The following is a 13,596-nucleotide window of genomic DNA, read 5'->3' on the forward strand; positions in this document are numbered from 1 at the left end:
GGAGGCTCACGGATGAACCTGCATTTCGAAACCGCCCGCCTGTTGCTGCGCCCCCGTACCCTTGAGCACTTCCAGGCGTGCCTGGGTATGGATCAGGATCCCGAAGTCACGCGCTTCATCACCGGGACCTGGGATGGCGGGCAGTGGCACAGGGACTTTTTACAGGGGCGCATGACCCAGGATTTCGGCCCGCGCTGCGGGTATTGGGCGATCTTCGCCAAGGACGCGCCGGATGAGTTGCTGGGCTGGGTTTCCTTCATTCCCTTCGATGCTGTGGGGCCCGAGCTGGAAATGGGCTGGCGCCTGGTGCGGCGGGCCTGGGGGCGGGGTTTTGCCAGCGAGGCCGCGCGGCGGATCGTCGAGCATGCGTTTGCCGACCCGGCGGTGCAGCGCATAGTCGCCGATGCCCATGTCGACAACGAGGCGTCGTTGGCGGTGGCGCGCAAGGTCGGTTTTCGCTTCACTCACAATGCCGATTTCGAAGGCTTGCCCTGCCGCTTCTTTGCAATGACCCGTGAGGATTTTTGCCAGCAACGGCCGGCTGGCTGAGGCGGGGGGCAAGCGTGGGGCGCCGGTGGTGGCGCCCCGTATGGTCCATGCCTGCCGTCAGAGGTGGCGGCTGACCCACCACAGCACCAGGAAGGCAATGACGGCCACCAGGGCCGCGAACTGGAACAGATTGATCAGCCACTTCAGGCCCAGGGGGAATTTCCTGTAGTCCTTCACGTTCAGGCCGCCGTTGCGCAGGAACAGGTGGGGCATGGCGAACAGTGCGCCGATGCACAGCAGCATGAAGAAACGGCTAAGGGGGTCCTTGCCCAGGAGCGGCATGCGGATGGCAATGACCCGGCAGCGCGACAGGTGCTTGACCATGTCATCAAGCCTGAAATAGCCCAGGTAGACCTGGATCGCCAGGGACACCAGCCCGGCCATGACCACCAGGGCCCAACCCGCGGTATAGATATCTTTTGCGTTACACATATCTCTTCAGTGACCTCCTCAAGGTGGCGACCACGCGCTCAGCGTATTGCTCCTCCAGTGAGCCCTGGCACGCAGGGCAGCCGGCCACCATAGCACTTTGGGAGCCGTGTCGGGCGCAGGTGCTCCGGCCCCCAGGGGCCAATGAGCGCCGCATCAGGGCTGTTTAGCGCGGTCGTAGCCCTGGTCGGAGGCTGGGAGAGAGGGGGGCAGGGCGGCCCTAGAGCTTGGCGCAACGTTCCACATCGGCCTGGGTGGTGACCTGGGTGTCGATGCCCAGGCGGTATTTGCAATAGTCGATGATCATCTGGCGCTGTTCATCGGTGAGCTTTTCCACGCGCCGGTAGTCGCCGTCATTGGCGTGGATGTTGAAGAATTCCAGGCGCAGGGTCGGGGATGTCTTGATAAACCAGCGGGTATGGGTTTCAGCCTCTTCAAGCTCGGTGTAGTAACCGAGGTTGAGCACCATCAGCAGGATGAGGGAGAGCAGCAACAGCAGTGTTTTCAAGGCACGGCTCCTTCCGTGGGGGGGCGCCAGGGGCGCGGGCTGCGAATGCTTCAGGTTTTTCCCCGGCTTGGCAAGCGCTCGGGCAGGAGGGGGGACAGCATCGATGGCGGGATTGGCTTCAGGTTCAGCAAGCAGACAGTTGCGCACTGGTAAAAATATCGGCACGCCGGGCAGGAGCCGGGCGGTGACAGGGGGCAAATGGTTTCAAGCGGATTCACGGCAGGTTGCCAAGAGTCTGCCGGGGCGAATGGCCCGGTGCATCCGTTTGCGAACCGCAGAGCGATCGTGGGCTCTGTACGAAAACTACCTGCGCTTCGATCAGACTGCGTTAAAAACAGGCTCGGAATGCTCATTTAGGTTCCTAAACTCCGCTTCCTCGCCTGTTTTTGCCTTGCCTGATCTTTGCTCGGCGAGTTTTCGTACAGACCCTGGGATCGCTCTTTTTTTGCCAGCACCCGGTCGTTTCAGCAACGGCATCAGACCAGGCCCAGGGTCGCGGGCCGGGAACCGGGGAACACCGCCTGCACCTGAGCGCTGGAAAGCCCCCAGGTAGCGCCCAGTAGGCCACCGAGCAGATCCCGGTAGTTGTTGAGCACCGGGTAGTCGCGGTTCTGCAGCAGGCTTTGCGCGTTCACCGTCACTTGCTCGCCGGCCAGGCGCCCGCCGCGAATGCTGCCGCCCAACACCCAGTACACCGTGCCATGGCCGTGGTCGGTGCCCCGGGCGCCGTTCTCGCGAAAGGTCCGGCCGAATTCGGAGACCACGACCACCAGGCTGTCCTTCCAGTGCTCGCCCATGGCCTCGGCATAGGCCGCCAGCCCTTGCCCGAGGTTGGCCAGGTTGCTGGCCAGTTGGCCCTGGGTGCTGCCCTGGTTGACGTGGGTATCCCAGCCGCCGACATCGACGAAGCCCAGGCGATACTGCTCGCGCATCAGGCCGGCCATGCGTCGGGTCTGGGCGGCGAAGCTCTGTGCATTGGCGGCCCCGCGATTGGCTGCGAGCATCTCTTGCTGCAGCTCCCGGGAGACCTTCTGGCGCAGGGCCAGTCCATCGCTGGCCGCGGCGGCATAGGGCGTGTGCTGGTACATGGAGGCCAGAATCGCTGCCTGGCGCTCATCGAAGGGCGTCTTGCCGGCGCTGCGCAAGGACAGGTTGGGAATCTCCTGGCCGCCCTGGAAGCTCAGGGGCAGGGCGTCGGTAAAGGCGATAGGCGCGCTGTCGGGCACCTGCCGCGCCAGGCGTGCGAGGAACCCCGAGTCGTAGCGCCGGTGCTGCTGGCTTGGCTGGCCGGCCTCGATAGTGTCCTGGGTCTGGAAGTGGCTGCGGGACAGGTCGTCGGTGCCGGCAAAGGGCACGAAGGCGAGTTCCTGGCGCTGCCACAGCGGGTACAGCGAATCGCGCAGCACCGGGTTCAGGCCCCAGTGGCTGTCCAGGGCGATGGCGCTCTGTGGGTTGTGCCCATCGGGCCGGGCAATCGCCAGGGTCGGGCGCGACTCGTAGTAGAAGTCGCTGCTGTAGGGCACCAGCAGGTTGTTGCAGTCATAGCCGCCGCGCAGGAACACCAGCAGGGTGCGCGGCGCCGAGGCCGGTGCGGCGAACAGCCGGGCACAAAACGTCAGGCTGGGCAGGGCGGCGGCTGCGATCAACAATTGGCGACGATTCATGACGGCTCCTGGTCAGGTGGGGCGCTCTCAGCGATTGTTGAAATCCGGCGAGGACAGCAGGAAGGTGTTCCATTCCTGGGGGGAAACGGCCTGCTCCAGGGCGTTGCGGGTGGTGCTGGAGAGGTAGGGGGCGATTGCCTGGTAATACATCGGCGTGGTGATCATGGGAAACCCCGGCCCCGGGACCTGGCTGCCCTCGGCGGTGAACAGCCGGTTGTTGCCCGAGCCCATGGCCCGGGCGATTTCAAAGCGCTTGGCCATCTGCCCGGAACTCGACCAGCCACTGGCTACCAGCGGCCAGCCGTCGGGAGTGATGCGCCCGAACAGCGGCTGGCCCATCTGATTCAGCCAGTTGAGCAGTGGTCGCGGGTTGGCCAGGGGCTTGCCGTCATAGGTCAGGCGCAGCGCCGAGACCACGAACTGTTGCGGGTCCTTGAATTTCCTGCCGGCCGCGTGCAGCAGCTCCGGCGATTGCATCAGGGTGGCCATGACCTGGGCGATGTCGCCATCGCTGTCACTGAAGCTCTTGGCCATGCGCGCCACCAGCGCCGGCGGCGGCTCGTCCGCGACGAAGTACTGGGCCAGCTTGCGCGAGATGAACCGCGCGCAGGCCGGTTGCCGGGTGATGAGGTCTACGGCCTGGGTGATCTCGTCATACCCGCTGCCCTTGATGGTATGGCCCAGCAGGTGCTTGTCGCTGAAGTCGTGACGTTTGGGGTTGAACTGGAACAGGCCCTGTTGCACCACCAGGGGCTGCAGGTTGCGGGGAAAGTGCTGCTCGCGACCGTCCAGGGGCGCCAGCCCGGCTCCGGTGAGGATCAGCGCCAGCTGTTGCACGTCTTCCTGGCTGTAGCCGGCGTCGACGCCCAGGCTGTGCAGTTCCATCAGTTCACGGGCGTAGTTCTCGTTGACCTTGCCCCTGGCGTTGCTGCTGTTGTCCAGGTATTCGAGCATGGCCGGGCTTTGCAGGGTGGCCAGCAGCAGGTCCTTGAACTTGCCCAGGGCGTGGGGGCGGAGGGTGTTTTCAAGGTAGTCGGCGGTCAGCAGCCGCACCCTGCCCTTGCCCTGGAACACGCTGAAATGGTTGAGCCAGAACAGCACCAGTTGTTCCTTGAGCTGGTTGGGGCCGTAGACAGCTTGCAACAGCACACTGGACTGGGTCTGTTCAGCCAGTTGGGCGGCGTACTGGCGCAGGTCTTTTTGCGCCTGGTTGCGCGCTTCGCCCTCGGGCATTGCCTTGATCTGTTCCTGGCGCTGCTGGAACTCCTCCAGCAGGGAGCGGGGTGAATCGTTCAGGGCCGGATAACTGCGCAGCAGGGTGTCGATGACCGGTGGCAACGGATCGTGCAGGCGATCGTCCAGTTGCGCCCTCAGCAGCTCATTGCGCCCCAGGGTGTGCAGGCGCTGGAGTTGCGCCGCGTCCAGGTCGAAGCCGTCACGCCGCAGCCAGGCGATGTCGGCGGCACTGGGCGCTTGAGGTTGTGCGGCATGGGCCAGGATTGGCAGCAGCACAGCCAGGTACAGGCAGCGGGGCAACGGGGAAAGCCTTGGCATGGGCGGTTGGTCCGAAGTGAGAGGTCGCGGCCGATGGGATTTTCGCCGTCCGTTGCCAGGTTCAGGGCAGGGCGTGAAGCCTGTTCCGGCTCCCTGGGCAGCACAGCGGTATAGCGTCGCAGGCTATCAGAGGGTTGTTCCGGCTTTCAGTCGGCAATGCTCTAGGACAAGTGTTTCAACGCAGGGTTGGGGGGCTTGCCGTCGACCGTTCGTCCGACGGATGGAATTGGCAAGCACTAGTCACTGCGTCATGCTGTCGATGGATGTCGTAGTGCCACTACTTCAAGGCCCGACCCGGTTTCCGGGTGTCGTTCCATCCCTGCGTTGGTGAGATAGATTGGTGATGAGTGTGTTGATCCTGCCCGAGGCGCAATATGCCCGATAAGGCGCTGGCCGAGGAGCAGCGCCTGGCTGCCCTGTATGCCCTGGAACTGCTGGATACGGCCCGGTGCGAGCGTTTTGACCGCATCTGCCGGCTGGCCGCAGAGTACTTCAAGGTGCCCACGGCCCTGATCACCCTGGTGGACCGTGATCGGCAGTGGTTCAAGTCGCGGGTGGGCTTTGCGCCCGAGCAGACCCCCATCGAGCAATCGTTCTGCGCCTATACCATCAAGTCCGGTGATGTATTCGAGGTGGAAAACGCCCGCCAGGATGTGCGTTTCCACGCCAACCCACTGGTGACCCAAGACCCGGGCATCGGTTTTTATGCCGGCGCGCCGCTGATTACCTCCACCGGGCATGCGATCGGCAGCCTGTGCGTCATCGATCGCCAGCCCCAGCGCCTGAACGCTGCCGAGCGTCAGCAACTGCGCGACCTGGCATCCCTGGTGATGGAGCAGGTGGAGCAGCGTCAGCGCCTGACCCGGCGCGACCCGGTGAGCAGGCTGCCCAACCGTGAGCAATTTCAGAGCGACCTGTACGACCTGGCGGATGAGAACCCGGGAGAACGGCGCGTGCTGGTGCTGGTGGACGCGGTGGACATGACCGTGGCCCACGAGCTGACCCTGGCCATGGGCCTGGCGCCGTTCGAGACCATCGTGCGGTTCCTGGCCCAGCAACTGCTCGCCTACCTGGGGCGCCATGTGCGGGTGTATCACGTATCGGTCAAGCGCTTCGGCTTCCTGCTGCCGGCGGCTCCCGGGATCGAGCGCTTCCTGGAAGGCCTGGTGCGGCGCCTGCGGCGTCAGCCGCCAGGGCTGGAACTGCCGATGATTCCCGGGGTGTGCGCGGGCACGGTGGAGTTCTCCACGGACCGCGACGCCGTGCCCGACGTGTTGCGCAAGGCCATGTTCGCCCTGGAACTGGCGACCCTCAACCGCAGCACCTGGGCGCCTTACGACGTGGTGCGGGACCAGGCCTACCGGCGAGCCTTCAACCTTGCCTCGGATATTAGCGAAGCCCTGGACAGTGGGCAGATCTACCTGATGTTTCAGCCGCGTTTCGCCCTGCCCGACGGCGCCCAGGTCAGCGCCGAGGCGCTGATCCGCTGGGATCACCCCTGGCTGGGGCCGATTTCACCGGCGGAGTTCATTCCGGTGATGGAGCGCAATGCGTTGATCCACCGGGTAACCCACTGGGTGATCAATGCGGTGCTCGGCAAGCTGCAGGCCTGGAGCGACGGTGAAGTGCAGCGCCTGTCGATCAACCTCTCGCCCCAGGATTTCGAGGACCAGGACATCGCTGATGTGCTCAAGGCGGCCTGTCGCCGCCACGGCATCGAACCCCATCGCCTGGAAGTGGAAATCACCGAGGGTGCCTGGTTGCGTTCCAACCCGCGGGTGCTGGACCAGTTGAGCAAGATCCGCGCCCTGGGCATGGATGTGGCCATCGACGATTTCGGTACCGGCTACAGTAACTTCGCCTATCTGCATCAGATTCCGGCCAATGTGGTGAAGCTCGACAAATCCATGGTCACCGACCTTGAGAGCAGTGCCCAGCACCAGAAGATCACCCGCTCGGTCATCGCCCTGGCCCGGGAACTGGGCTACCGCACCGTGGCCGAGGGTATTGAAAGCTTCAAGTGCCTGCAGATGCTGCGCACCTTCGGCTGCGATGAGGCCCAGGGTTATTTCCTGGCCCGGCCCATGGTCCAGGAAAAATTCCTGGCCCGCAGCGCGGCCCAGCGCTTTCCACTACAGCAAGGCTACTGACTGCGGCTTCTGTAGCCGCTGTCGCAGGCTGCGAGCGGCCCGAAGGGGCGTTAAAAAACCTTGAGGGCGCCGCACCTCCTCACCGCTGCGCTGCCACCAGCAACAGCATCGGCCGCTCCCGCTCCTCTGCCAGCGCCGGAAGGTCCTCGATCTGCTGCGCCGTGGGGCCCCACTCCTGCACATGGCGCAGGTTGAAGCCGGTATCGATCAGCGTGTTGAGCAGCGTGCCCAGGGTACGGTGTTGCTTGATCACCCCTTCGGCCAGCCAGTGGGTCACCCGCTCGCCTTCCTGCTGGTAGCTGTCCACCGGCCAGGACTGGCGGCCCTGCGCGTCCACCTGCCAGCCCGGGTTGCGCGGTGCCATGAAGATCGGGTGCTCGATGGAGAACACCAGGCGCGCCCCCGGTACCAGGGCCGCATAGACCTGGGCGAACAGGCCGGGCAAATCCTTTATGTAGTGCAGGGCCAGTGAGCTATAGGCCAGGTCGAAGCTGCAGGCGGGCAGGCGCAGTTGCTCCAGGTCCTCTTGCTGATACTGCACGTTGGGTGCCGAGGTGGTGGCGCGGGCGGTGGCCAGCATCTTCTGCGAAACGTCCAGGCCCACTACCTGGCGGGCACCGTGCTCGCTGGCCCAGCGGCTGAACCAGCCATAGCCGCAGCCCAGGTCCAGCACCCTTAGGCCGTTCATCGGTGGCAGCAGGGCTTGCAGGGCCGGCCATTCCGGCGCGGCGTCGAGGCCGCCGAGGGAGCGGCCCATCTGGCTGTAGGCCTGGAAAAAAATCGGGTCGTCGTAGATGTTCTGAGTCATGTCGGGAGGCTCTATCAGGTTCGTGTGCAGCCCTGGTGGGCAGGGAATGTCATGCAGTTGAAACAGCTGAGGGGCTTCTCCCTCGCAGGGCGCGACGCAGGTATCGTCGATGGCCGGGCAGGTGGTGCAGCAAAACAGGTCGGATATCTTAGCCAGTTTTGCGGGCCGGGCCATCGCCGGATGCTTTGCACGCCAGGATCTTCATCGGCACAATCGCCGGCCCGGGAACACCGAGTGTCCCCGGCTCCGAATTCGTACCCCAAGAGAGGCATCATGGGCAAAGCGCGAGTGACAGGCACGACGATCGAGGCGATCCGCGCGGCAGAGATGGCATTGGGGCGTACCTTGCCCTGCTCGTTCGCGCGCTGGTTGCTGGAGCACAACGGCAAGGCCCTGGGGGCGCTGGAGGTGTTTCCGGTCTTCGATGCCCGGGATCCGCGCAAGACCTGGGAGTCGATAGTCCGCCATTTCGAAGGCGGCTGGCGGGCCTGGCAGGACAACGTCTGCGCTGACCCGGCGGGTTTCTCCAGCCTGCTGCCGTTCGCCCAGTTCGGCACGGGCGACTACTACTGCTTCGATTACGCCGTGCTGGGGGAGGCCGGTGAGCCGGTGGTGGTGCTCTGGTCCCATGAGACTGGCGCCACGTCCGTGGTTGCCGATGGCTATGCAGCTTTTCTGGCCAGCACCGATCGGCCCGGGTAGGCACAAGGCTTGGGCTTGAATGGTCAGGTCTGGAGGGAGAGATCGTTGCGGTTCAACGACTGGGAAACTGCTTGGAGCTTCTGCGTGGGCACGCAGATTGGGGAAGTGGAGCGGGTGAAGGGAATCGAACCCTCGTTATCAGCTTGGGAAGCTGGAGTAATGCCATTATACGACACCCGCTCGAACGGCTGACTTTGTACCAGATGTGGCCGTGGATTTGAAGTTTTTCTTTAGCTGACTTGCGCTTGCGCGCCGCTGACCTTCATCGCAAGCCCGCCCCATACCGTGAAAACCGGGGTTGTCACGGTGTGCAGGCGGCCTGCGAGGAGGGCTTTTCAGAGGGCTCGTACATGCTGCTCCTGGACATGCGGGGCACGCGAACGGTTGTCGTACTGGCCCGGTTTGAGGAACCCCATCAGGGCCTGGCGAGTGTCGCGGCAGGCGGCCTTGTGCTCCATGTCGAGAAAGTGCCCGGTGGCCTGGATGGTACTGAAGCTCGACTGCTGCACATGGTTGGCGAACAGCCGGGCATCGTTGGCCGAGGTGTACTCGTCCCATTCGCCGTTGATGAACAGCACCGGGACCTGGATGTTGCGTGCGGCCCTGAGGTAGCACTGGCGATCACCATGGAGCACATGGCTGATGTGGAAGTGCATCTGCCCGTACTCATGTTCCGCCAGGCTGCTGACGTGGCGATAATTGAAACGCTTGAACAGCGACGGCAGGTGCTTGCCGATGGTGTTGTTGACCAGGTCGCCGACGCGATGGCCATCGCGGCTGCCGAGGTAGTCGACACCGCGTTCCAGGTAGTCGCGCATCGGCTCGTTGATCACCGGCGAGAACGAGCTGATCACCGCCTTCTCGATGCGTCGCGGGCGCTGGGAGAGCGCTTGCAGGGCGGCGGCGCCGCCCCAGGAAAACGACAGCACATGTTCGGCGGCGAAGTGCTCGATCAACTCCAGCAGGATCTGCCCCTCGACTTCCTTGGTGAGCATCCGTTCGTGCCTGTTGTGGGCCTTGGAGCGACCCGCGTAGGGCTGGTCGTAGAGCACCACATTGAACTGCGGGTGGAGGTTCTTCACGGTCTGGGCAAAGGACGCAGTGGTGGCCAGTGAGCCGTTGACCAGAATGATGGTCTTGTCTGCGGCATCTGCGCGATAGAACTCCGTGTAAACCCGATACTGACCCTGTATATCCAGCACAGCGATTTCTGGCCTCATGTCATAAGACTCCTGGCAAGCGGGTATGCGCGCAATGTGAGTGTGCACGGGCAATGTGACAGGTAGGCATACGCCTGGAATCGGAGCCCATGTCGATCCGGTAAGGCAGGTCGACGGGTGTTGTTATAGGCGGGCGATTTGCCGGGGGGAAGGCAGAGCAGGCAGGGCTCAGGCCGGCAAAGGGTTTCTTAGATGTGTGGTTGTGACTCGTCGGTCACAATTCGGCCGACGGACAGATTCAAGCAGGGCAACCGGGAACCTGCAAGGTCATTGGGCAAATTGTTCGACAGCTTCTGCCCAGCGGTCGTGTGGCGCGGCGCAACGCTCAGATCAGGCGTATTTCGGCGTCGCTCAGAGCACGGTATTCACCGGGGGCCAGGCGTTCGTCCAGCAGCAGCGGGCCCATGCGTTCGCGGTGCAGGCGCAGCACCTTGTTGTTGAAGTGGCCGAACATGCGCTTGACCTGGTGATAGCGCCCTTCGACGATGCTCAGCCGGGCGCTGCGGGGGCCGAGGATCTGCAGTTGAGCGGGCAGGGTGGTCAGGTCCTCGAAGGCGAAATACAGGCCATGGGCGAAAGTCTCGACGTACTCGGGGCCGATCTCCTGCTCGGTTTCCACGTAATAGAGCTTGGGCAGTTTGGTCTGGGGCTGGGTCAGGCGCCGCGACCAGTTGCCATCGTTGGTGATCAGCATCAGCCCGGTGGTGTTGTAGTCCAGGCGCCCGGCGATATGCAGATCCTGCGGGTCCGGCTCATGGATCAGTTCGAGCACGGTCTTGTGCTCGGGGTCGCGGGTGGCGCTGACGCAGCCCATGGGCTTGTGCAGCATGAAGTAGCGCGCCGGCTTGCCGGCCTGCAGCACTTCGTCGTCCAGCTCCACCCGGCTGAACTCGCGGACCTCGGCCTTGGGGTCGCTGACCGGCTGCCCATCGATGCGAATGCGTCGTTGCACCAGCAGCACGCGCACTTGCTGGCGGTTGAAACGGGGCAGGTTGCTGAGAAAACGGTCAATGCGCATGGTGATCGGTGGCTATCGGCTGGAGGGGCTCAGGGACGGGGCAGGGTAGCGGCGCGCAGCTGCGCGTCGACCCCGGCACAGCGCGGGCACAGGCAGGCCTGGTTGCGCAGCTCCGGCGCCAGGGCTTCGATGATCGCCGGGTCGATGTCCACGCTGTAGCACCAGCAGGCCTGGCCGGCGCGGCGCGGGTCAGCCAGGGTGCAGTCGTTGCGGGCACCGCAGGCGGGGCAGAGTTCAGGTTCATTCATGGCTGGAGTGAGGCATTTCCACGCAGGTTCGATTGCGTCCGGTGTGCTTGGCACGGTACATCGCGTGGTCGGCACGGGACAGCAGGCTGTGCAGGGTGTCCTGGGCTTGCAGGCTGGTCAAGCCGATGCTGACGGTCAGTTGCAGCGGCTGCCCTTCATAGTGATAGCGCTGCTGTTCGGTGAGCAGGCGGATCTTCTCGGCGATGCCCAGGGCCACGCTGCTGTCGGTGTCCTTGAGCAGGACGATGAATTCTTCGCCGCCCCAGCGGCAGACGATGTCGGACTGGCGCAGGCAGCCCTGCAGGTCCCGGGCGAAGCCACTGAGCACCTGGTCCCCGGCCAGGTGGCCGTAGGTGTCGTTGAGGCGCTTGAAGTGGTCCAGATCCAGCAGCACGGCGCACAGCGGCGTCAGGTCGCGCCAGGCCTCTTGCAGGGCCTGGGCCGCCAGCAGGTCGAACCCGCGGCGGTTGGGCAGACGGGTAAGGCTGTCGAGGGTGGCCTGGGCTTCGATCTTGCGCTGATAGCGGCGCACCACGGCGCTGAGCAGGACCAGCACGATGGCGGTGATCACCAGGCAGATCAGCAGGTTCAGGTACAGCGACTGGCGGATGCTGTTGAGGGCGCCGTCTTCGCGTTTGTCGACGAACAGGTACCAGTTCAGCTCGGGAATGAAGCGCACATTGAGAAAGTGCCCCTGGCCCTGGGAATTGTATTCATAGCTGCCGCTGTGGGGCTTGGGCAATTGGCTCAGCAGCTCCTTGAGGCTGCCCAGTTCATGCAGCGACTGGCCGCTGCGGGCGCCCTGGGGGCCACCGTCGGCACCGGTGAGGACGATGCGGCCGAAGGCGTCGACGAAGTACACGCTGCGCTGGTAACGCTGCTGGTACTTGTCGATCAGCTTGATCACCGCATCCACGGTCAGGCCGACCCCGGCGGCGCCGATGAAGCGGTCCTGGTAGTCGTAGACCTTGTAGTTGATGAAGAAGGTCAACTTGTCCTGGTTGGCCAGGTCCGGGTCGACGTTGATCTCGTAGGGCGTGCTCATGTCGCGTACGCGAAAGTACCAGGCGTCCCGGGGCTCATCGGCCTTGACCTTCTTCAGCACGCCCTTGGCCTGGTAGTAGGTGAGGCTGGTGTTGGAGACGAAGAACGCGGTGTAGGCGTCGTAATGGGTCATGACCTCGTTGAGGTAGCGGGTCATCTGGCTCGGGTCGCGCTCGCCGGCCACCACCCAGTCGCGCATGAAGGTATCGCGGGCCATCATCGAGGAGATCAGCACCGGCCGCACCAGGTCCTTCTGGATTTCCGAGTACACGGTATCGGAGGTCAGGGGCAGTTCGGTATTGACGATGCTGTCGCGGATCGAATCCCGCGAGGCGTAGTAGCTGAGCAGCGAGGTGGCGAGAAAACCGCTGCCCAGCAGGGCGATCAGGACCAGAACCAGCGAGCGCTGGGAATACAGGGGAGAGCGGCGCGGCATGGTGATTCCGTGATAGTGGCCCGATGACGCATTCTAGTGGCACGGCGCGCAAATAACTCGTTCATCACGCGCCTGAATTGTCTCGACTTCGATACGTTTGCCAGGCGCTGGAAGGCCAGCGGGGGGCTCGTTGCAACTGGAGCCTGCAAGGCCGCCGAGCAGGCCCCGCCACTGGTCGGTGAAGTCATCGGGGCACTGCTGCGCGGCGCACCACAAAGGCTTTTTGCGGTCCTATGCAATGCCAGTCATGCCGTTTCGATTGGCGTCGTCCAGCGTCGCTGGTACGGCTTGCACGCGGTCCGGGAGGCCGCCATGTTCCGTCGAATCTTGCTCGGTGTTGTGCTTGGCTTGAGTCTGTCCGCCTGTGTGCCCTATTACGTCGAGCCGGGGTACTACCGCACTGACGTGTATGCGGTTCCAGGCCCCTATTACTACGGTGGCTACCCCTACTATGGAGGCGGCTACAGGCCTCACTACTATTACCGGCCCTACTATCACGGGGGCTACGGGCCGCACTACTACGGCGGCTACCGACGCTGGCACCACTAGCCGGCACCAAGGCCCGTACAACAGGCCACCGCCTCGGATGACAAGAGGCCAAGGGCCGAGAGTCGTTGCCCACAGCGCTGCCTTTGCCTGAGGCAGCGCTTTTTCGTGGGCGTGGAAAACCGCGGGAAAGGACGTCAGCAGCACTTGTTTCAAAGTGTTGCGCAAATCGCACCACAAGCGCTTTTCGCGGTCAGATATTGCGTCAGTCAGCCTGTTGCTGATTGCCGCCTGCCAGCGTCGCTGGCGAGGCTTCTTCGCGGTCCAGGAGGCCGCCATGTATCGTCGACTTCTACTGATTGCCTTACTGGGTTCGAGCCTTGCTGCGTGTGCCCCTTATTACGGTGGAGGCTCCGGCTACTACAGCTCGGAGGTCTACAGCGCTCCCGCGCCGGCCTATTACTACGGTGGCGGGTCTTCCTACTATTCCACGGGGCGCAGTTACTACCCACCGCGCTACTACCAGCCCGCGCCGCGCTATTACCAATCGGCCCCGCGTTACTACCAGCCACCGCGCGCGGTATACCGGCCTTATCCGAACCAGGGTTGGGGTGGGCATGGCCGGCCGAACAACTGGAGCAACCAGGACTGGGGCGGCCACGGCGGGCGTGACAATGGCGGGCGCGGCGATCACGGGCGCGGCGACCATGGCCACGGTGGCCGCGGTCATTGAGCCGGTACTGGGCTAAACCCTGTAGCCGCTGCCGCAGGCTGCGACAA

General features: G+C 64.0%; 14 protein-coding genes and 1 tRNA gene. 5 read left to right on the plus strand and 10 right to left on the minus strand.

Annotated elements, in window-relative coordinates; all coding sequences use genetic code 11:
* Positions 1–12: 12 nt before the first annotated feature.
* Positions 13–549, plus strand: coding sequence for a GNAT family N-acetyltransferase (locus BM382_RS15530; protein ID WP_072443246.1), 537 nt, complete (start codon positions 13–15; stop codon positions 547–549).
* A gap of 57 nt (positions 550–606) precedes the next feature.
* Here the strand turns inward: BM382_RS15530 and BM382_RS15535 are convergent, their stop codons facing one another.
* The 4 genes from BM382_RS15535 to BM382_RS15550 form a co-directional block, all read right to left on the minus strand.
* Entirely contained in the window at positions 607–981 is a 375-nt protein-coding gene (locus BM382_RS15535) for a hypothetical protein (RefSeq protein ID WP_011059761.1), read from the minus strand.
* A 217-nt stretch (positions 982–1,198) separates the two neighbouring features.
* Positions 1,199–1,486 carry a hypothetical protein gene (locus tag BM382_RS15540; RefSeq protein WP_015634499.1) on the minus strand — a complete coding sequence of 96 codons (288 nt, stop codon included), beginning with the start codon at positions 1,484–1,486 and terminating at the stop codon, positions 1,199–1,201.
* A gap of 476 nt (positions 1,487–1,962) precedes the next feature.
* Positions 1,963–3,150: a DUF1501 domain-containing protein gene (locus tag BM382_RS15545; RefSeq protein ID WP_072443248.1), complete on the minus strand. Its 1,188-nt coding sequence runs from the start codon at positions 3,148–3,150 to the stop codon at positions 1,963–1,965.
* 27 nt (positions 3,151–3,177) lie between these two features.
* On the minus strand, positions 3,178–4,704 hold the full coding sequence (locus BM382_RS15550; protein WP_170866328.1) for a DUF1800 domain-containing protein: 1,527 nt from the start codon (positions 4,702–4,704) through the stop codon (positions 3,178–3,180).
* Between the two features lie 374 nt (positions 4,705–5,078).
* Between BM382_RS15550 and BM382_RS15555 the strand changes: the two genes are divergently transcribed.
* On the plus strand, positions 5,079–6,854 hold the full coding sequence (locus BM382_RS15555) for a sensor domain-containing diguanylate cyclase (protein ID WP_053149541.1): 1,776 nt from the start codon (positions 5,079–5,081) through the stop codon (positions 6,852–6,854).
* A 79-nt stretch (positions 6,855–6,933) separates the two neighbouring features.
* Here the strand turns inward: BM382_RS15555 and BM382_RS15560 are convergent, their stop codons facing one another.
* Positions 6,934–7,662, minus strand: a complete 729-nt coding sequence (locus BM382_RS15560; RefSeq protein ID WP_019096081.1) for a class I SAM-dependent methyltransferase — start codon at positions 7,660–7,662, stop codon at positions 6,934–6,936.
* Positions 7,663–7,935: 273 nt separating this feature from the next.
* On the opposite strand from BM382_RS15560, the gene BM382_RS15565 reads away from it, so the two are divergent.
* Positions 7,936–8,364 carry an SMI1/KNR4 family protein gene (locus tag BM382_RS15565; RefSeq protein WP_072443252.1) on the plus strand — a complete coding sequence of 143 codons (429 nt, stop codon included), beginning with the start codon at positions 7,936–7,938 and terminating at the stop codon, positions 8,362–8,364.
* Between the two features lie 106 nt (positions 8,365–8,470).
* Here the strand turns inward: BM382_RS15565 and BM382_RS15570 are convergent.
* The 5 genes from BM382_RS15570 to BM382_RS15590 form a co-directional block, all read right to left on the minus strand.
* Positions 8,471–8,544, minus strand: a tRNA-Gly gene (locus tag BM382_RS15570).
* A 155-nt stretch (positions 8,545–8,699) separates the two neighbouring features.
* Positions 8,700–9,584 carry an alpha/beta fold hydrolase gene (locus tag BM382_RS15575; protein WP_015634505.1) on the minus strand — a complete coding sequence of 295 codons (885 nt, stop codon included), beginning with the start codon at positions 9,582–9,584 and terminating at the stop codon, positions 8,700–8,702.
* A gap of 325 nt (positions 9,585–9,909) precedes the next feature.
* A complete protein-coding gene (locus BM382_RS15580) occupies positions 9,910–10,602 on the minus strand; it encodes a pseudouridine synthase (RefSeq protein WP_011059770.1) in 693 nt (230 codons plus the stop codon).
* Between the two features lie 29 nt (positions 10,603–10,631).
* A complete protein-coding gene (locus BM382_RS15585; protein WP_011059771.1) occupies positions 10,632–10,850 on the minus strand; it encodes a cysteine-rich CWC family protein in 219 nt (72 codons plus the stop codon).
* Complete coding sequence (locus BM382_RS15590; protein ID WP_011059772.1) at positions 10,843–12,330, minus strand: sensor domain-containing diguanylate cyclase; 1,488 nt, start codon at positions 12,328–12,330, stop codon at positions 10,843–10,845. The genes BM382_RS15585 and BM382_RS15590 overlap by 8 nt, the downstream gene beginning before the upstream one ends.
* A gap of 312 nt (positions 12,331–12,642) precedes the next feature.
* On the opposite strand from BM382_RS15590, the gene BM382_RS15595 reads away from it, so the two are divergent.
* A complete protein-coding gene (locus BM382_RS15595) occupies positions 12,643–12,879 on the plus strand; it encodes a hypothetical protein (protein WP_015634507.1) in 237 nt (78 codons plus the stop codon).
* 274 nt (positions 12,880–13,153) lie between these two features.
* Positions 13,154–13,549, plus strand: coding sequence for a hypothetical protein (locus BM382_RS15600; RefSeq protein WP_011059773.1), 396 nt, complete (start codon positions 13,154–13,156; stop codon positions 13,547–13,549).
* Positions 13,550–13,596 lie beyond the last annotated feature (47 nt).

It is taken from the genome of Pseudomonas sp. NFPP25 (genome assembly GCF_900116505.1).
In the GTDB taxonomy this organism is placed as follows: Bacteria; Pseudomonadota; Gammaproteobacteria; order Pseudomonadales; family Pseudomonadaceae; genus Aquipseudomonas; species Aquipseudomonas protegens.